The following is a 17,674-nucleotide window of genomic DNA, read 5'->3' as shown; positions in this document are numbered from 1 at the left end:
CCTACGGCTTTGGTGATGTCGACAAGTTCTTCGAAGGCAGCCTGTTCTTCGACGCGGTCAACCCGGAGCTGGAAGGCCGGATGCTGAAGGAATTCGAGCGCATCAAGGCCGGCTTCTGATCCCCGAAGGCGGCGGGCCAGAACGCCCGCCGCTTTTCCAGCTCGAACCTCCTGCCAGCTGCATGCGCAATGTAAGCATGCACTTCTCAGGAAGCATCACTTATTCTGGCCGCAATAGACGGCTCAGGGCCAGCTCCGGTGGCACCTGAGCAAAGATGCCCATATCACTCCACAGATTTTGGAGGCTGTAGAGAACTTAGCACGGGCTGTATGCCTTGGGCGTATATTATCATCGTAGCCTGTCACGACAAAAGAAAATTGCTCCGCTCAGCACCCGCCGGTCTTCCACGCGAGCCTTGCGTTGGGACCTCGCGTCGGTGGGCTCCAAGTGTGACATCTGCACTTCGGTCAGCCGGAAGGGGTTGCTGCAATCGCTGCCCGTTCTTTGTTGATGAACCATAGTGGAAAAGTGAATTCAATGGGTCTGGACCTATAGTGATGCTGCTGCGCGGCTGGCCTGGTCGTAATGGCCGGACAGCGCCCGCAGGCTGCGGGCCAGCTCGCGCAGGTCCTTGCCCGGCAGGTCGGCGGCGGACAGGCCGTCCAGCAGGCACTGGCGGCGGACATCGCGGTAGGCCGAGCAGAGCTCCGCGCCCTCGGCAGAGGTGCGGTAGAACACTTCCTTACCGCGCTTTTCCGAGGCCAGCAGCCCGGCCTTGAGCAGCTTGCGCAGCCCGTAATTCACCGTGTGGCTGTCCTCGATGTTGAGCAGGAAGCAGATGTCGGACAGGCGCTTGTCCTTGCCGCGGTGGTTGACGTTGTGGAGGATCAGGATTTCCAGCGGGTTCAGATCCGGCTGGCCGGCCGCCGCCATGCAGCGGGTCATCCAGCGGGAAAAGGCGTTGGAGGCGATGATCAGGCCGAATTCCAGCTCCGACAGCTCCCAGCCTTCGCCCTCGGCCAGGTGGCGGGAGGAGACGATTCGGCGGGAATCCGGTTTCTTTTCGGCCATCGTTTGCCCCTTCTTTGTTGATAAAACCCCGGCGTTTTATCTGCATGTGGTCATAAAAGGGTAAAGTATCAAGGAGATCAAGCAGGCTGTCCGGCCGCTGGGAGCTGCCGGGCAGGGCAGGGCGGCGGCTGCACCTTGGCAAAACGTTGACAAATTATCAGCGTTATGGATACAATATTGCAATGTTTCGCATTGGGAGGAAAACATGCAATTTTCGCGTATGCTGGGCGGCGCGACCGTTCTGATCGCCGGGCTGTCGGTGCCGGCCCTTGCTGCAACCTGGGACATGCCGACGCCCTATCCGGACGCCACGTTCCACACCAAGAACATCGCTGAGTTCGCCAGCGACGTTGCCGAGGCGACCGAGGGCGGGCTGGAGATCAAGGTCCACTCCGCCGGGTCCCTGTTCAAGCACCCGGAAATCAGCAAGGCGGTGCGCAGCGGCCAGGTGCCCGCGGGCGAGTTCTTCTTGTCGCTCTTGGCCAATGACAACCCGGCGTTTGGCGCCGACTCGCTGCCGTTCCTGGCGACCAGCTATGAAGAGGCCGAACGGCTGTGGGCGGCGCAGAAGGATGTGATCGACGGGCTGCTGGACGAGCAGGGGCTGATGGCGCTCTATGCCGTGCCGTGGCCGCCGCAGGGTCTGTACACCACCAAGGAAATCAACAGTGTCGACGATCTGGCGGGTCTGAAGTTCCGCACCTACAACGCGACGCTGGAGCAGTTTGCCAACTTGGCGGGCGCCGCGCCGACGCAGGTTGAGGTGCCGGACATTCCGCAGGCCTTCAGCACCGGCCGGGTCGAGGCGATGATCACCTCGCCCTCCACCGGGGTGAATTCGAAGGCCTGGGATTTCCTGACCCATTACACCGATATCCAGGCCTGGATTCCGAAGAACATCGTGGTGGTGAACAAGCGCGCCTTCCGCCGTCTGGACGAGGCGACCCAGACCGCCATTCTGGAAGCTGCGGCTGAGGCCGAAGCGCGCGGCTGGGAGATGAGCCGGGCCGAGACCACCGGCCAGATCGAGGTGCTGAAGGAAAACGGCATCACCGTGTCGGAGCCGTCGGAAGAGCTGATGGAAGGCCTGCGCGCGATTGGGGCGCAGATGCTGGAAAGCTGGAAAGGCGAGGCCGGGGAGGCCGGTGCCACCCTGCTGAACGCCTACCAGCAGTAACTGCAACATGGCCGGACGCCGGGAGCGGCGTCCGGTCTCCTGGGGAGGAGGAGCAGCCATGCGGGTTGTGCTCGATTTCATCTACCGTGCGGCCGGGGGACTGGCAGCACTGTTCATCGTGGCCATCGTGGCGCTGGTCTTTGCGCAGGTGTGCCTGAACCTGGCCGACAAGATCGCGGTGGCGCTGATCGGCAGCGGGGTTGGCCTGACGATCCCGTCCTATGCGGATTTCACCGGCTTTTTCCTGGCCGCCTCGACCTTTCTGGCGCTGGCCTATGCGCTGCGGGCGGGCGGCCATATCCGGGTGACGCTGCTGACCAACCGGCTGCCGTCGCGCGGCCGCGGCGTGGTGGAGATCGCGGTGACCTTGCTGGCGCTGGTGATGAGCGGCTATGCCACCTGGTACATGGGGCTGCTCTTGCTGGAATCGCTGGAATTCGGCGACCGCAGCGCGGGCATGGTGTCGGTGCCGCTGTGGCTGCCGCAGGCGCCGGTCACCCTGGGCCTTGCGATCCTCACCCTGGCGCTGGCGGACGAGCTGGTCTCGATGCTGCGCGGCGCGCTGCCCTCCTGGGAGGGCAAGGGCGAAAATCTTCTGAGCGAATAGGGGATCATCATGTCGGTTGCCGCGCTTTCCATCATTCTTCTGGTCCTTCTGTTCCTGTTCCTGGGCGCCGGCCTGTGGGTGGCCTTTGCCCTCTTGGGCGTGGGCATCGCCGCCATGGCGCTGTTCACCGAGGCGCCGCTGGGGCTGGTGATGGCCACCACCATGTGGGGCCACAGCAACTCCTGGGCGTTGGCGGCGCTGCCGCTGTTCATCTGGATGGGCGAGATCCTGTTCCGCTCGCGCCTGTCGGAGGACATGTTCACCGGGCTGTCGCCCTGGATGAACCGGCTGCCGGGGCAGCTGCTGCATGTGAACGTCTTTGCCTGCGGGATCTTTGCCGCGGTGTCGGGGTCGTCCGCGGCCACCGCCGCCACCATCGGCAAGCTGTCGATCCCCGAGCTTGCGCGCCGCGGATACCCCGAGAAGCTGGTGATCGGCACCCTGGCCGGGTCCGCCACGCTGGGGCTGCTGATCCCGCCGTCGATCATCCTGATCGTCTATGGCGTGGCAACCGAGCAATCCATTGCCCGGCTGTTCGTGGCGGGCGTGCTTCCGGGCGTGCTGCTGGTTGGCTTGTTCGTGGGCTATGTGGTGGTCTGGGCGCTGCTGAACCGCAGCCAGCTGCCCACTGAGGACATCGCCGCCACCTTCCGCGAGAAGCTGAAGCGCGCCCGCAGGCTGCTGCCGGTGGTGCTGCTGATCGGCGGGGTGATCGGCTCGATCTATGCAGGCATTGCCTCGCCCACCGATGCTGCCGCTGTTGGCGTGGTGCTGGCGCTGCTGTTGTCGTGGCAGAGCGGCTCACTGAACCGGCAGAGCTTTACTGAGGGTTTGATGGGGGCGACGATCACCTCCTGCATGATCGCCTTTATCCTGGCCGGCGCGTCGTTCCTGACCGTGGCAATGGGCTTCACCGGCATTCCGCGCATCCTGGCGGAGTGGATCGGCTCCTTGAACCTGTCGACCTTCACCCTGCTGGCGGCGCTGACCATCTTCTTTGTGATCATGGGCTGCTTTCTCGACGGGATTTCGGTGGTGGTGCTGACCGCCTCGGTGATCATGCCGATGGTGCTGGAGGCGGGGATCGATCCCTTGTGGTTCGGCATCTTTCTGGTGATCGTGGTGGAGATGTCGCAGATCACCCCGCCGGTCGGTTTCAACCTGTTTGTGTTGCAGTCGCTGACCGGGCGGGACATTCTGACCGTGGCCAAGGCGGCGCTGCCGTTCTTCTTCCTGATGGTCGTGGCGTTGGTCCTGATCGTGCTGTTCCCGTCCATCGTGACCTTCCTGCCGGAGCAGATGTGATGGCTGAGGTGAGCGCAGCAACCCCTGTCCCCGAAATCCGCACGGTGGGTGTGGACGGGATGCTGGTGAGCTTTGGCAGCCGCCTGAGCGAGCCGGCCAACCGCGCCGCCCTGGCGTTCCGCGCAGCGCTGGCGGAGGAAAGCTGGGACGGGGTTGAGGAGGTGTCCACCTCGCTGGTCTCGGCCTATGTGCGGTTTGATTTGCGGCATCTGGACCATGCGGCGCTGCGGGCGCAGCTGGGGGCGCTGCTGGCGCAGCGCGACTGGTACGCGGCCGAGCTGCCCGGCCAGCGCCGCCTGTGGCGGATCCCGGCGGTGTTCGGCACCGAGCTGGCGCCGCAGCTGCCGCAGGCGGCAGAGGCCGCGGGCATGACCGAGGCAGAGGCGGTGGCCTCGCTATCGGCGGCGCGGGTGCGGGTGCAGACCATCGGCTTTGCCCCCGGCCAGCCCTATCTGGGCGAGCTGCCGGAGGTCTGGGACATTCCGCGCCAGACCCAGCTGACCACCCGCATTCCCGAAGGCGCGCTGGCGGTGGCGATCCGGCAGCTGGTGCTGTTTTCGGTGGCAACGCCGACGGGCTGGATGCACGCGGGCCAGACCGCGGTGCGGCTGTTCCGCCCGGATGCGGAGGAGCCGTTCCTGCTGCGCCCCGGCGATGAAGTGCAATTCACCCCGGTGACGCCGGAGGAGCTGCAAGGCTTGCGGCGCGATCCGCTGGGCGGCGCCAGGGCGGAGGAGCTGTCATGACCGGCACGTTGACTGTTCTGCGCGCAGGGCCAGGGGTGACGATTCAGGACGACGGCCGCCCAGGTTGGCTGGAATACGGGGTGTCGCGCGGCGGCGCTGCCGACCGGCTGGCGCTGGCCGAGGGCGCGGCGCTGCTGGGGCAGGGCGGGGAGCTGGCGGTGGTTGAGATGGTCGGCATGGGCGGCGAGTTCCAGGCGGACAGCGATCTGCGGATCGCGCTGACCGGCGCGCCGATGCGGGCGAGCATCGAAGGCGGCGCCGTGGCCTGGAACGCCAGCCACCTGCTGCCCGCGGGCGCGCGGCTGGTGATCGGCGCGGCGCAGAGCGGCAGCTATGGCTATCTTCATGTGGGCGGCGGTTTTCAAACGCCGGAGCATCTGGGCGCGCGCTCGGCGCATCTGGCGGCGGGTATCGGCACGCTGCTGGCCGAAGGCGACGTGCTGGAAACCGGTCCTGACAGCGGCCGCACCACCGGACTGGGGCTGGCACCCGAGAACCGGTTCGAGGGCGGCACCGTGCGGGTTGTGGCGAGCCTGCAGACGGCACTGTTCCCGCAGGCTGAGCTGACAAGGTTCGAGCAGACAGCTTTCCGCCGCGGCGCCCGCGGCAACCGGATGGGCGTCCCGATGGAGAGCGATGGCGAGGGCTTCCGGCCCGACGGCGCGCGCACGGTGGTGTCGGAGGTGATCGTGCCCGGCGATATCCAGGTGACCGGCGACGGCACCCCCTATGTGCTGCTGGCGGAAAACCAGACCACCGGCGGCTACCCGCGGATCGGCACGGTGGTTCCTTGCGACCTGCCGCTCTTGGCGCAGGCGGCGGCGGGGGCGGAACTGCACTTTCGTTTCATCCCGCTGGAGGAGGCGGTGGAGCTGGAGCGGGCCGAGGCGGAGCGGCGCGAGGGGCTGCGCAGCCAGTGCTTTCCTTTGATCCGGGATCCGCGCAGCATGTCCAACCTGCTGTCCTATCAGCTGATCAGCGGCGTGATTGCCGGTGAAGAAGATGTCTTGTGAGGAGATGACATGACCCGAATAGTCGATCTGAATGCCGACATGGGCGAAAGCTTTGGCGCCTGGTCCCTGGGCGATGATGCTGGGCTGCTGGATGTCGTGACCTCGGCCAATATCGCCTGCGGATATCACGCGGGCGATCCGGATGTGATGGCCGCGACGATGAAACACGCGGTGGCCAGGGATGTGGGCATCGGCGCGCATCCGGGTTTTCCCGACCTGCAGGGCTTTGGCCGCCGCCGGATGTCGGTGCCGCATGAAACGCTGGGCAACATGGTGCGCTACCAGCTGGGCGCGGCGCAGGCGATGGCGCGGGCGGCGGGCGGCGCGGTGCGGCATCTGAAGCTGCACGGGGCGCTGGCCAATATGGCCTCGGAAGATCTGGCGATGGCGCGGGCCTGCTATCAGGCGGCGCTGTCGGTGGACCCGGAGATCATCGTGATGGTGCTGGCGGGCACCGCGCAACAGCAGGCGGCGCAGGAGCTGGGCTGCAAGACCGCGTGCGAGATCTTTGCCGACCGCGCCTATAACGACGACGCGACGCTGGTGGACCGCAGCCTGCCCGGCGCGGTGATCCATGATCCGGCAGAGGCCGGGCGGCGGATGGTGGAGATGGTGCGCGAAGGCGCCATCATTACCGCCAGCGGCAAGCGCATCGAAACCCGCATCGACACCATCTGTCTTCATGGCGACACCCCGGCTGCCCTTGCGATTGCAATAGCCGTGCGCAGAGCGCTGCTGGACAATGGCGTAAGCCTTACCAAATCCAATGGTACGGAGCGTTGAGTTTCCTATAGAGACCGGTTTCTGCTGCCTGCCTGACTTGCACTCTGTGATAGGTTTTAGCTTAGGACGACGTGTTAAGATGAGCACCGTCCAGTCAACGAACGGCCATTTCCCTCGACGTCTGTGACAGCAATTACTCGCACCTGCTTGGACGATGCGCAGGGCTACTTCTGAGGCCAATGCGCAAGTGGTAGCAAGGGCTTCCACTTGCCGTCAGTGTTGCTGAACAGGCCTTCTCATCGCTTTTGCGAATAATTGGATGCTCCTTCGCCGATCTTGGTGTTACTTCAAAATATTAATGATCTGCACATCGCTGAAAGTCAGGGCGCCCTCGCGAACCGTCTCAGACGAAGTCATTGCCAAGCAGCACGCGGCCCTTGCTGTCGCAACCGAAGGTATGGGGTTCGTCCCGCAGCTGCCGCGCGACATCGATGCGCCTGCCGAGGGCGGTGCGAACTTCAGCGTGATGGCCAGTATCGAAGAAATCTACAGCCTCAACCAAGTCCTGAACCTGCCGCCCGATCTGGGTACACCGGTCGTTTATGATGGATCGACCACCGGACCGGGCTACAACGAGAATGGCCCGCCCTTCCAGGTCACTTGGAGCGTGCGTCCGGAGGTCGAGAAACTGAATATCGGCACAGTGGATGCGTGGCTCGAAGACAGTCCATTCGGCGAAGTTCACGCCCACGGCATGCGGAATCTAGTCGTGACCAGTGGTTTGTTGTCACAGATTAACTGAGAGAGCCTGTGTCTAGGGGCGGCCAACTTCGCCCGCCCTGTTTAACGCGCGCGACGTCAATCACACGGTCAATAACCAATTCGGCTTAGATCGCGAGATAGCCGAGTTTTGGAGGGAACAGTATTTGCTATGCAAGCAAATGTTGCATGGAAAGCTGATTGGGGCAGAGTCTGCCCTTGCGCCTTGCTAACAGCACAAGCCGTATTCATTCCGAGTGGGCCTGGCCCGGAACAGTCTGGGCTTCTTCGGTCTCACTGGTTTTGTGCCTTTGAACCTTCAAAGAGCTCTGTCATCAGGCAGGTAATGGCAGAGTTTTCCGTTTTCTCGAGCCCCAAGTGGCTCAGTTTAATCTGCAGCTCCGGAACAAGCGCCCCAAGCACCGGGTAAATGCAAAGCTTCGGAGGGGGGCCAGGAGGCCATCGGCTGAATGAGATCTGGGCAGGGGATTTCGTCCACGACTTGGTCGCTTTGGCAAACGGCTCCGTATCCCGGCCATCGCAGCTACGCATTGCCGTCATATGTCCCGGTCGCACTGATCAGCCTCACTTGAGTGGTTCAGTGCGCCCCCAGCACGCATAGCGGCCCATTTGCGCATTTTGCAAAATTTACGCAGAACTGATAGTATACGGACAGATTAATTGAGTTTGTTCGCAATGCTTTGCGGCAATATCACTAGTCGGCGGGGCCCGTAAGGAAGGGCTGGCGCAACTCTCTGACAGCGAACAATCTTTCGGAAATGACGCGGCCCGGATCGGAGGTTCGGCAGCATGGAGTATGTTCTGGCGCTTTTGCCGATGCTTGTCAAAATGGCCATCGTCGTGGGCGTTTTGCTGCTGCTTCCGCTGCCGCTGACCTGGATGGAACGGAAGATTGCTGCCCATATTCAACAGCGCCCTGGGCCGATGCGCGTGGGCTGGCATGGCCTGCTGCAGCCGTTGGCAGATGCTCTCAAACTGCTGACCAAGGAAGACCATATCCCGGCGGAGGCCGACCGGCGGCTGTTTGCGATGGCGCCGGTTGTGGCGCTGGTGCCGCCGTTCCTGGTGTTTACCGCAATCCCGTTCGGGGAGCCGGTTCAGGTCTTCGGGACCGAGGTCACGCTGATGCTGTCCGACATGAACGTTGGCCTGCTGTTCATCCTGGCGGTGTCCGGGATCGGCGTATTCGGCACAATCCTGGCGGGTTGGGCATCGAACAGCAAATATGCGGTGCTGGGCAGCCTGCGGTCAATTGCGCAGATGATCTCTTACGAAATCCCGATGGGGTTCTCGGTGATCGGGGTGGTGATGCTGGCCAATTCGATGAACTTGAGCCGGATCGTTGCGGCGCAGGAGGGCCTATGGAACGTGGTTGTGCAGCCGGTGGGTTTTTTTGTGTTCTTCATCGCAGGGCTGGCGGAGGCGCAGCGCATTCCCTTTGACCTGCCCGAGGCCGAAGGCGATCTGGGGGCGGGGTACCACACTGAATACAGCGGCATCCGGTTTTCGCTGTTCATGCTGGCGGAATACCTGGTGGTGGTGATGCTTGCGGCGCTGAACGTGCTGCTTTTCTTCGGCGGCTGGCAGGGCAGCCCGTTCTTCCTGCCGGACACCGTCTGGTTCCTGCTGAAGATCGGCTTTTTCGTCTGGGTGTTCATGTGGTTCCGCTTCACCTTCCCGCGCTACCGCTATGACCAGCTGATGACAATCGGCTGGAAAGTGCTGCTGCCGCTGTCCCTGCTCAATATCCTGGTCAGCGGGATACTGATGCTATGATCCGGGGGTAAGACTTTATGGCAAGAACATCAGTCAAAAAGGCGGGCTGGATCGGCAGGGTCTTCTTCCTCGACCTGCTGGCGGGGCTGCGGCTGACACTGCGCTACATGTTCTCCAAGACGGTGACGCACCGCTATCCCGACCATGAGAAATGGGTGCCCTACGAACGCCACCGCGGCCACCACTTCATCAAAACCAATGACGAAGGCGATGTGAACTGTGTCGCCTGCGAGCTTTGCTCGCAAATTTGCCCATGCGATTGCATCACCGTCATTCCCTATGAAAACGAAAAGGGCGACCGGCGCCCGAAGGTGTTTGATATCAACCTGGCGCGCTGCCTCTATTGCGGGCTGTGCGAAGATGCCTGTCCGGCGGACGCAATCAAACTAGGTCAAGAATATGAGGTCGCCTGCGATCACCGGCCCAAGCTTGTGGTGCATCTGGAGGATCTGGTGGCTGCGCCGCGCAAGGCTGAGGACGGTGGCCAGTTGCGGCCAGCCCGGCTGGAGCCGGGCGGCAAGCGGCGGTCGGTGGCCACTGCGGCAGCCGGTGCTGAAAGCCACGACTGGTGGCGGCACATACGGAAGGGAAAGTGAAACGGATTTGAATGCGGCGCGGCCCGGGAGAAAGGCAAGGGGCGGCACAGATAGAGGGGTAAGAAAATGTATGTCAAAGCGGTGTTGGGGCAGAAGGGATATGAAACCTATTCAGTTGCGCCGGACGACAGTGTTTTGGCGGCTCTGCAATTGTTTAACGCAAACAAGGTTGGATTTGCGGTAGTCCGGGATGCAGCCGGCAAGGTGGTTGGCGGGATATCGGAGCGCGATATCTGCATTGCCCTGTCTGACCCGGAGGGAGCGGGCCGGAAATCCGCCGTGCGCGATGTGATGACCACAGACATCCTCACCTGCTCGCCGGACGACAATCTCATCAGGCTCATGGCTGTCATGACGGAAAAGAGAAACCGGCACATGCTGGTCTATGACGAGGAGAGCCTGCAAGGGGTCATCAGCATTGGTGATGTGGTGAAGCACCGCCTGGATGAGATCATGCGGGAGGAAGAAGAGCTTCTGAAATACATCGACGGCACCGGCTACAGCGTGTGACAGCAGCGGCGGCGGGCCGGAAGTAAGTTAAGAATGGGAGATAGTATTCAGGGAGGGCATTGATGGAACAGGCATTTTTTCTGCTGCTCTCGGCGGTTGCGGTGGGGGCGGGGCTGCTTGTGGTCATTGCCCGGAACCCGATCCACAGCGCACTGGCGCTGGTGGCCTGCCTGGTTCAGATTGCGGCGCTGTACGTGCTGCTGGGGGCGCCCTTTCTCGCGGTGATCCAGATATTCGTCTACGTCGGTGCTGTCATGGTGCTGTTCCTGTTCGTCATCATGATGCTGGACGTGCGCAAGGAGGCGCAGGCCCGTTTCCTGCCCAAGACGCCGCTGCCCGGCCTGATCGTGCTGGTGATCCTGGCTGGTGAGCTGATTTTCCTGCTGCTGCAAAGCGCCCGGCTGCACGCAGTCATGGGGCCGGGGCAGCCAGTCTCCGAACAGCCGCCTGTAGCGGATCTCAGCCTGCTGCTATTTCAGGAGTACCTGCTGCCTTTTGAGGTGGCGTCTGTGATCCTGCTGGTCGCCCTGATCGGGGCAGTGGTTCTGGCGCGCAGCGACGAGGCCGACAAAAAGGCGGCCCAGCGCAAGGCCCCGCGCGGGGCGGCCCGATGATCCCGGCGGCGTGGTATCTGATCCTGGCTGCGGTTCTGTTTGTGATCGGCGCCGCGGGCGTTCTGCTGCGCCGCAATGTTCTGATTGTGCTGATGTCGCTGGAGCTCATGCTGAACAGCGTTACCATCAACCTGGTTGCCTTTGGGCATGTGTTGCAGGACCTGCGCGGGCAGATCATCGCCATCTTCATCATTGCGATCACCGCAGCGGAGGTTGCGGTCGCGCTTGGCATTCTGGTCGCCTTGCTGCGCAACAACCACTCGCTGGAAGTGGATGAGCTAACGGTCTTGAAGGGGTGACGCGGTGGAGTTTCTTCTGTCCATCCGGCCGGTTCTGGCCATTGCCGTTAGCCTGGCGGCGGCAGCGCTGATCCTGTGGCTGCACCAGCGTCCCAACCTGCGGGATGCGATATCGGTGGCCGCAGCAGTGTTGAAGTTCCTGATCGTGATTTCGTTGGCGCCGCTGGTGCTGGCAGGCGGCACGCTGGAGCTCAGCCTGTTTGAAATCCTGCCGGGGGTGGATTTTGCCTTCAGAGCGGACGCACTGGGGATGGTGTTCGCCACCGTGTCCAGCCTGCTATGGATTTTCGCAGCGCTCTATTCGATCGGTTATATGCGCAGCCTTAACGAGCACGCGCAGACCCGGTTCTTTGCCGCCTTTGCTGTCTCTCTGTCGGCGGCAGTGGGCGGCGCCTTTGCTGCCAACCTGTTCACGCTGGTCATCTTCTACGAAGTGCTGAGCCTGGTCACTTACCCGCTGGTCTATCACAAGGAGGACGAGGAGAGCTGGGCCGGCAGCCGCCGATATGTGGTGTATCTGATCGGCGCCTCGAAGTCGTTTCTGCTGGCGGCGCTGGCGCTGACCTATCAACTGGCCGGATCATTGGATTTCATGCCGCGGGGGCTGCTGGCCGCTTCCGGGGCGGAAGGCTGGCTGCTGAGCGTTGTCTATCTTTGCTACCTCGCTGGCTTCGCCAAGGCGGCAGTGATGCCGTTTCATGCCTGGTTGCCCGCAGCAATGGTTGCCCCCACCCCGGTCAGCGCTCTGCTGCATGCGGTGGCGGTTGTGAAAATGGGTGTGTTCTGCATGCTGCGGGTGATCTTCCACGTGATGGGCGTGGAACTGATGGGCAGCCTGGGGTTGGGCATCGCCACCGCCTATCTGGTCTCCTTCACCATTGTGATGGCCTCCATCTATGCGCTGACCCGCGACGACCTGAAGGCGCGGCTGGCGTATTCCACGGTGAGCCAGCTTTCCTATATCATCTTGGGGGCGGTGCTGCTGACGCCGATGGCAGCAATTGGCGGCATCACCCATATCGCCGCCCATGCGTTTTCCAAGATCACGCTGTTCTTCTGTGCCGGGTCGATCTACTGCGCCTCGCACCGGCGCAAGATCAGCGATCTGGCAGGCATCGGGCGGCGGCTGCCCTGGACCATGGCAGCGTTTTTCATAGGGTCCCTGAGCATGATCGGTATTCCGCCCTCCGGTGGGTTTGTCAGCAAATGGTATCTGGTTCTGGGATCCGCCGGGGGCCAGGAGGTGGTTTTCCTGGTGGTCCTCCTTTTCAGTGCGCTGTTGAACGCCGCCTATTTCTTGCCCGTCACCTACACTGCGTTTTTTGAGCCCGAAAAGCCCGGCGCCCCGGGTCTGGTGGCAATGCAGGAAGTGCGCGAGAGTCCGATGGTGGCGGTACCGTTAATGATCACCGCGGCGCTGTCGCTGGCACTTGGTCTGAACCCGGGCTTTTTTGTTTCTCTGGCACAGCTTGTAATGCGCGGGGCGGGACTGTGATGATCGGGCGCCTGGTGAATTTTTTTGGCGAGGCGCGTTACCGGAAACTGCGCTGGCGGCTTCTGGCGGCGGCGCTGGCGCTGATCCTGATCATTGATCTGCTGGTGCCACGCCACCACACGGAACACTTTTGGGACGCAATCCCCGGCTGGGGCGCTGTGTTCGGCTTTGCCAGCTGCGTAGCCATCATCTTCGTCAGCAAGTTCATCGGCCACAAAGGCCGCATCATGCAGGGCGAGGACTACTATGACTGAGTGGATGCACCCCGCGTTGCTGATGCTTCTGGGCGCACTTCTGCCGCCGCTCACACGCGGTGCCGGGCAAAAGTTGCTGTCGCTGCTCGTGCCGCTACTGGTCCTTTACAGCGTCTCACAGATGGTGCCAAGCACGTCCGGCGAAATCGCTTTCGCCGGAGTTGAGTTAGTGATGTTCCAGGCGGACAGGCTGTCGCTGGTCTTTGCCTGGGTCTTTGCCATCATGTCGGTGATCGGCAACCTTTATGCCTGGCATACCGAGGGCACCGGCCAGCGTGTGGCGGCCTTTCTATATGCGGGCAGCGCCTTTGGGGTGGTCTTTGCCGGCGACTGGCTGACGCTGCTGATCGGCTGGGAGGTGATGGCATTTGCCTCCGCATATCTGATCTTTGCCTCCCGCAATGCCAAAGCGGTGGCGGCGGGGTTCCGCTATCTGCTGGTTCATGTGGCGGGCGGGGTGCTTCTGTTCGGCGGCATTGTCTTGCACGGACTGCAGACCGGGTCCTGGCTGGTGGGGCCGTTGGACGCAGGGCAGGGGGGCTTGGCCTACTGGCTGATCCTGATCTCCTTCCTGATCAATGCGGCCGTGCCGCCGCTCAATGCCTGGCTGACCGATGCCTACCCAGAAGCCACCGTGACCGGCGCGGTGTTCCTCAGCGCCTTCACCACCAAAACCGCGGTTTACGTGCTGATCCGCAACTACCCGGGAGCGGAGATCCTGGTGGGCCTTGGTGTTGCCATGGCGCTTTATGGTGTGGTGTTTGCGGTGCTGGAGAACGACTGCCGCCGCCTCTTGGCCTATCACATCGTCAGCCAGGTGGGCTACATGGTGGCCGGCGTCGGGATCGGCACCGAGATGGCGCTGAACGGGGCCGCCAGCCATGCCTTTGCCCACATCCTTTACAAGGGGCTTTTGTTCATGGGGGCCGGAGCCGTGATCATGATGGCCGGGCGGCGCAAGCTGACCGAGCTGGGCGGGCTGTACCGGACGATGCCGCTGACCGTCGTTTTGTACATGATCGGCGCTTTTGCCATCTCGGCCTTCCCCCTGTTCAGCGGGTTTGTCAGCAAATCCATGGTGGTCTCCGCGGCGGCGGGGGATCACCGGGCCGCCGCGGCGCTGCTGCTGACCGTGGCCTCCTCCGGCACTTTCCTGCACACCGGGCTGAAGCTGCCCTATTACATGTTCTTCGGAAAAGACAGCGGGCTGCGGCCGCCGGAGCCGCCGCTGAACATGCTGCTGGCGATGGGTATCGCCGCAGCCTTCTGCATTGGCATCGGGGTTTTTCCGCAGATGCTTTATGCCTTGCTGCCCTATCCGGTGGACTACCAGCCCTACACGGGCGTGCATGTGACCGAGAGCCTGGGGATCCTGATGTTCACCCTCCTGGCCTTTGTGCTGCTGCTGAAACATCTGGATCCGGAGGACACCATCAGCCTGGACACCGACTGGGTTTATCGGCGTGGGGCAGCTCTGTTCATGCGGCTGGCCAAGGGGCCGGTGCAGATCTGGGAGCAGATGCTGATCACCCTGGGCGACGGTGCCGGGCTGCGGCTGATGCACCGGCTGTCGCGGCTGAGCCTGATGGCGGACATCCGGGTGGTGGACGCGCTGGTCAATGGCGTGGCTGAAACCGCCCGCCAGGGCGGGCTGGTGCTGCGCAGGATGCAGACCGGCGTGGTGTCGCATTACGCCTTCTGGATCATTGCCGGGCTGATTGCGGTGCTCGGGCTGCCGCTGATCGCCGGGATAGGTGCGCGATGAGCGGCCTGCCTGTACTCAGCATCCTGATCCTGCTGCCCGCAGCGGGGGCAGTTGCGGTGCCGTTCCTGCGCAGCAGGGATGCCGTGCGCTGGTTCACCCTTCTGGTGTTGCTCGCAGATTTCCTGCTGGCGGTCTGGATCCTGGCCGTCTTTGATCCGGCCTCGGCGGAGATGCAGTTCCGCGAGACCCGTATCTGGGTGCCCGCGCTGAACATGGGCTACCGGCTTGGCATCGACGGCATCAGCGTTTGGTTCGTGCTGCTGACCACGCTGCTGGGCTGGATCTGCGTGCTGGCCTCCTGGCGTGCGATTGCCGAGCGAGTCAAGGAATTCATGACCTGCCTCCTGGCCATTCAGGCGATGATGGTCGGCGTCTTCTGCGCCCTCGATCTGGTGCTGTTCTATGTGCTGTGGGAGGTGATGCTGGTGCCGATGTATTTGATCATCGGCATCTGGGGCGGCGGCAGCCGGGTTTATGCGGCGCTCAAGTTCTTTCTCTACACGCTGGCGGGCAGCCTGTTGTTCCTGGTCGGCCTGCTGGCGCTTTATTTTGCCGGCGGGCGGACCTTTGACATGCTGGCGCTGATGGCGGTGGAGTATCCGTTTCGGTTGCAGGTCTGGGTGTTCCTGGCCTTCCTGGTCGCCTTCGCGGTCAAGGTCCCGATGGTGCCTGTGCATACCTGGCTGCCGGATGCCCATGTGCAGGCGCCAACGGCAGGCAGCATCATCCTGGCCGGCGTGCTGCTGAAAATGGGCGCCTACGGCTTCCTGCGCTTCTCGCTGCCGATGCTGCCGGATGCCTCGCAATACCTGGCGCCGCTGATGATTACCCTGTCGGCGGCTGCGATTGTTTACGGCGGGCTCCTGGCGCTGGCGCAGAGCGACATCAAGAAGCTGATCGCTTATTCCAGCGTCAGCCATATGGGGTTTGTCACGCTCGGGCTGTTCACCTTCGAGGTGAACGGCATGTCGGGCGCGGTGATCCAGATGTTCAATCACGGCATCACCACCGGCGCGCTGTTCCTGTTTGTCGGGCTGATCTACGAGCGGACCCATTCTCGCGAGATCGCCGCCTATGGCGGCATGATCAAGGCGGTGCCGCTGTTCGGGGTTCTGTTTGCCGCCTTCCTGCTGGCCTCGATGGCGGTGCCCGGCACCAATGGGTTCATCGGCGAGATCCTGGTGCTGGCGGGCACCTTTGGGGTCAGCGGCTGGGCCGGGACGGCCGGTGTTCTGGGGGCGCTGATCGGCGCGGCCTATTTGCTGGGGCTGTACCGGCAGTTTCTGCTAGGCCCGGTCAAAGTGCCGGAAGGATCGGTGATGCAGGACATGTGCCGCCGCGAGTTGGCCTGCGCAGCGCCGCTCTTGCTGTTCGTTTTCTGGTTTGGCCTTTATCCAAAGCCTTTCCTCACCATCCTGGAGCCGTCATTGGACCATCTGATGACCCAGCTTGCACCAGCAGGGGCGGTGCAATGAGGAGGGCGGCATGGAGATGACATCGGTCACCGCCTCAGTGCTGGCTTCCGGCCCTGAGATCATCATAATTCTGGCGGCCTGCACCGTGTTGATGCTGTCGCTGCTGCCACGCCCGAACCGCAGGCTGCTGGCCGGGCTGAGCCTGCTGATGATCGGCCTGGCGGCAGGCATGAGCTTTGGGCTGGTCGGCACGCCTCAGACGGTTTACTCCGGCATGTTTGCGGTCGATCCGTTTTCCACGTATTTCAAGATGGTTCTCTATCTGGGAACGGCGCTCACGGTTCTGATGTCTGGCGGGTATCTGGCCACGGAAAAGGCGGTGAAGGGCGAATATTATGCCCTGCTGCTGTGTGCGCTGGCGGGCGCGATGATCATGGTGTCGGGCACCGACCTGGTGATCATCTATGTCGGGCTGGAGCTGCAAGCGCTGTCTGTCTACGTGCTGGTGGGGTTCCTGAAGACACATGGCCGGTCCAATGAGGCAGCTCTGAAATACGTCATCCTGGGCGCCTTTTCTTCGGGGCTTTTGCTGTTCGGCCTGTCGCTGTTCTATGGCCTCGCTGGCGCCACTCAGCTGCAGGCCCTGCAGGCGGCGCTTGCGCCCGGAGGAACGTCCAGCCCGCTGCTGGTGCTGGCGACCCTGTTCCTGGTAATCGGGCTTTTGTTCAAGATCGGCGCTGTGCCGTTCCACATGTGGGTGCCGGACATCTACGAAGGCGCGCCGTCGCCCATCACCGGTTTCATGGCGGCGGTGGGCAAGGCGGCGGCTTTTGCCGTGGTGCTGCGCATTCTGATGCTGGATCTGGTAGTGCTCGATCCGGTCTGGCGATCCAGCGTGGCGGTAGTTGCGGTGCTGACCATGGCCACCGGCAGCCTTGCCGCGCTGGTGCAAGACAACATAAAGCGGATGCTGGCCTACTCCGCGGTTGCGCACGCGGGGTTCCTGATGCTGGGGCTGATTGCCGGCGGCACCGGCGGCCTGACCAGCGTGATGCTGTATCTTCTGATTTACACCTTCATGACGCTAGGACTGTTTGCGGTCGTCATTCTGCTGAACAAGGGCGCGGAACTGGGGGAGCCGATCTCAGCCTTTGCCGGGCTGGCGCGCAGCCATGCCGGGCTGGCGGCGATGGCGCTGGTGTTTCTGTTTTCGTTGGCAGGCATTCCGCCTACGGGTGGCTTTTTTGCCAAATTCTATGTGCTGATGGCGCTGATCGAGGCGGGCAATGCGGAGCTGGCGGTGATAGCGGTGCTGTTCAGCGCAGTGGCGGCATGGTTCTACCTGCGCATCATCATGCTCATGTACATGCAGGAGGCTGAGGAACCGGCGAAAATCCGGATATCCCCGGCGATGCAACTGGTGCTGCTGATAGCCCTTGCCGGCACCCTTCTGACCGGTGTCCTTCCGGCCTGGTTCCTGGGCGCGGCGCAGGCGGCCGCGGCGGCTGGCCTTGGTTGATAAGGCCCT

General features: G+C 62.8%; 18 protein-coding genes. 17 read left to right on the top strand and 1 reads right to left on the bottom strand.

What is annotated here, in order from left to right; all coding sequences use genetic code 11:
• Positions 1-549 precede the first annotated feature (549 nt).
• Complete coding sequence (locus tag AB1A62_RS11450) at positions 550-1,071, bottom strand: winged helix DNA-binding protein (protein ID WP_027234624.1); 522 nt, start codon at positions 1,069-1,071, stop codon at positions 550-552.
• Between the two features lie 205 nt (positions 1,072-1,276).
• Between AB1A62_RS11450 and AB1A62_RS11445 the strand changes: the two genes are divergently transcribed.
• From AB1A62_RS11445 to AB1A62_RS11365, 17 genes are all read left to right on the top strand, one after another.
• Positions 1,277-2,248, top strand: coding sequence for a TRAP transporter substrate-binding protein (locus tag AB1A62_RS11445; protein ID WP_366661613.1), 972 nt, complete (start codon positions 1,277-1,279; stop codon positions 2,246-2,248).
• Between the two features lie 58 nt (positions 2,249-2,306).
• Positions 2,307-2,855: a TRAP transporter small permease gene (locus AB1A62_RS11440; protein WP_366661612.1), complete on the top strand. Its 549-nt coding sequence runs from the start codon at positions 2,307-2,309 to the stop codon at positions 2,853-2,855.
• Positions 2,856-2,864: 9 nt separating this feature from the next.
• Entirely contained in the window at positions 2,865-4,160 is a 1,296-nt protein-coding gene (locus AB1A62_RS11435) for a TRAP transporter large permease subunit (RefSeq protein ID WP_366661611.1), read from the top strand.
• Positions 4,160-4,906, top strand: a complete 747-nt coding sequence (locus tag AB1A62_RS11430; RefSeq protein ID WP_366661610.1) for a carboxyltransferase domain-containing protein — start codon at positions 4,160-4,162, stop codon at positions 4,904-4,906. The genes AB1A62_RS11435 and AB1A62_RS11430 overlap by 1 nt, the downstream gene beginning before the upstream one ends.
• Positions 4,903-5,919: an urea amidolyase gene (locus AB1A62_RS11425; protein WP_366661609.1), complete on the top strand. Its 1,017-nt coding sequence runs from the start codon at positions 4,903-4,905 to the stop codon at positions 5,917-5,919. Before AB1A62_RS11430 ends, AB1A62_RS11425 begins: the two co-directional genes overlap by 4 nt.
• 9 nt (positions 5,920-5,928) lie before the next feature.
• Positions 5,929-6,702: a 5-oxoprolinase subunit PxpA gene (locus AB1A62_RS11420; protein ID WP_366661608.1), complete on the top strand. Its 774-nt coding sequence runs from the start codon at positions 5,929-5,931 to the stop codon at positions 6,700-6,702.
• A 298-nt stretch (positions 6,703-7,000) separates the two neighbouring features.
• Entirely contained in the window at positions 7,001-7,444 is a 444-nt protein-coding gene (locus tag AB1A62_RS11415) for a delta-class carbonic anhydrase (protein ID WP_366661607.1), read from the top strand.
• A gap of 767 nt (positions 7,445-8,211) precedes the next feature.
• Entirely contained in the window at positions 8,212-9,198 is a 987-nt protein-coding gene (gene nuoH, locus AB1A62_RS11410; protein ID WP_366661606.1) for an NADH-quinone oxidoreductase subunit NuoH, read from the top strand.
• Between the two features lie 17 nt (positions 9,199-9,215).
• Positions 9,216-9,794, top strand: a complete 579-nt coding sequence (locus AB1A62_RS11405; protein WP_366661605.1) for a 4Fe-4S dicluster domain-containing protein — start codon at positions 9,216-9,218, stop codon at positions 9,792-9,794.
• Between the two features lie 66 nt (positions 9,795-9,860).
• Positions 9,861-10,304 (top strand): CBS domain-containing protein, encoded by a 444-nt coding sequence (locus AB1A62_RS11400; RefSeq protein ID WP_366661604.1) that lies wholly within the window; start codon positions 9,861-9,863, stop codon positions 10,302-10,304.
• A 62-nt stretch (positions 10,305-10,366) separates the two neighbouring features.
• Entirely contained in the window at positions 10,367-10,918 is a 552-nt protein-coding gene (locus tag AB1A62_RS11395) for an NADH-quinone oxidoreductase subunit J (RefSeq protein WP_366661603.1), read from the top strand.
• A complete protein-coding gene (gene nuoK, locus AB1A62_RS11390; protein ID WP_366661602.1) occupies positions 10,915-11,217 on the top strand; it encodes an NADH-quinone oxidoreductase subunit NuoK in 303 nt (100 codons plus the stop codon). Before AB1A62_RS11395 ends, nuoK begins: the two co-directional genes overlap by 4 nt.
• A gap of 4 nt (positions 11,218-11,221) precedes the next feature.
• Positions 11,222-12,712, top strand: coding sequence for a monovalent cation/H+ antiporter subunit D family protein (locus AB1A62_RS11385; RefSeq protein WP_366661601.1), 1,491 nt, complete (start codon positions 11,222-11,224; stop codon positions 12,710-12,712).
• Positions 12,712-12,966 (top strand): hypothetical protein, encoded by a 255-nt coding sequence (locus AB1A62_RS11380; RefSeq protein ID WP_366661600.1) that lies wholly within the window; start codon positions 12,712-12,714, stop codon positions 12,964-12,966. Before AB1A62_RS11385 ends, AB1A62_RS11380 begins: the two co-directional genes overlap by 1 nt.
• Positions 12,959-14,731, top strand: coding sequence for a Na(+)/H(+) antiporter subunit D (locus tag AB1A62_RS11375; protein ID WP_366661599.1), 1,773 nt, complete (start codon positions 12,959-12,961; stop codon positions 14,729-14,731). Before AB1A62_RS11380 ends, AB1A62_RS11375 begins: the two co-directional genes overlap by 8 nt.
• Entirely contained in the window at positions 14,728-16,206 is a 1,479-nt protein-coding gene (locus AB1A62_RS11370) for an NADH-quinone oxidoreductase subunit M (RefSeq protein WP_366661598.1), read from the top strand. Before AB1A62_RS11375 ends, AB1A62_RS11370 begins: the two co-directional genes overlap by 4 nt.
• Positions 16,207-16,216: 10 nt before the next feature.
• Positions 16,217-17,665 (top strand): NADH-quinone oxidoreductase subunit N, encoded by a 1,449-nt coding sequence (locus AB1A62_RS11365; RefSeq protein ID WP_366661597.1) that lies wholly within the window; start codon positions 16,217-16,219, stop codon positions 17,663-17,665.
• Positions 17,666-17,674: the final 9 nt, after the last annotated feature.

It is taken from the genome of Leisingera sp. JC11 (assembly GCF_040704725.1).
Lineage (GTDB): Bacteria > Pseudomonadota > Alphaproteobacteria > Rhodobacterales > Rhodobacteraceae > Leisingera.
Note: the sequence above shows the minus strand (reverse complement) of the source record. Positions and strands in the feature narration are given on the sequence as shown.

Coding starts and splice junctions, on each gene's coding strand:
- AB1A62_RS11380 (WP_366661600.1), top strand. CDS start 12,712: ATGATCGGGCGCCTGGTGAATTTTTTTGGCGAGGCGCGTTACCGGAAA.
- AB1A62_RS11425 (WP_366661609.1), top strand. CDS start 4,903: ATGACCGGCACGTTGACTGTTCTGCGCGCAGGGCCAGGGGTGACGATT.
- AB1A62_RS11445 (WP_366661613.1), top strand. CDS start 1,277: ATGCAATTTTCGCGTATGCTGGGCGGCGCGACCGTTCTGATCGCCGGG.
- AB1A62_RS11405 (WP_366661605.1), top strand. CDS start 9,216: ATGGCAAGAACATCAGTCAAAAAGGCGGGCTGGATCGGCAGGGTCTTC.
- AB1A62_RS11435 (WP_366661611.1), top strand. CDS start 2,865: ATGTCGGTTGCCGCGCTTTCCATCATTCTTCTGGTCCTTCTGTTCCTG.
- AB1A62_RS11440 (WP_366661612.1), top strand. CDS start 2,307: ATGCGGGTTGTGCTCGATTTCATCTACCGTGCGGCCGGGGGACTGGCA.
- AB1A62_RS11375 (WP_366661599.1), top strand. CDS start 12,959: ATGACTGAGTGGATGCACCCCGCGTTGCTGATGCTTCTGGGCGCACTT.
- AB1A62_RS11365 (WP_366661597.1), top strand. CDS start 16,217: ATGGAGATGACATCGGTCACCGCCTCAGTGCTGGCTTCCGGCCCTGAG.
- AB1A62_RS11395 (WP_366661603.1), top strand. CDS start 10,367: ATGGAACAGGCATTTTTTCTGCTGCTCTCGGCGGTTGCGGTGGGGGCG.
- AB1A62_RS11370 (WP_366661598.1), top strand. CDS start 14,728: ATGAGCGGCCTGCCTGTACTCAGCATCCTGATCCTGCTGCCCGCAGCG.
- AB1A62_RS11420 (WP_366661608.1), top strand. CDS start 5,929: ATGACCCGAATAGTCGATCTGAATGCCGACATGGGCGAAAGCTTTGGC.
- AB1A62_RS11450 (WP_027234624.1), bottom strand. CDS start 1,071: ATGGCCGAAAAGAAACCGGATTCCCGCCGAATCGTCTCCTCCCGCCAC.
- nuoH (WP_366661606.1), top strand. CDS start 8,212: ATGGAGTATGTTCTGGCGCTTTTGCCGATGCTTGTCAAAATGGCCATC.
- AB1A62_RS11415 (WP_366661607.1), top strand. CDS start 7,001: ATGATCTGCACATCGCTGAAAGTCAGGGCGCCCTCGCGAACCGTCTCA.
- AB1A62_RS11400 (WP_366661604.1), top strand. CDS start 9,861: ATGTATGTCAAAGCGGTGTTGGGGCAGAAGGGATATGAAACCTATTCA.
- nuoK (WP_366661602.1), top strand. CDS start 10,915: ATGATCCCGGCGGCGTGGTATCTGATCCTGGCTGCGGTTCTGTTTGTG.
- AB1A62_RS11430 (WP_366661610.1), top strand. CDS start 4,160: ATGGCTGAGGTGAGCGCAGCAACCCCTGTCCCCGAAATCCGCACGGTG.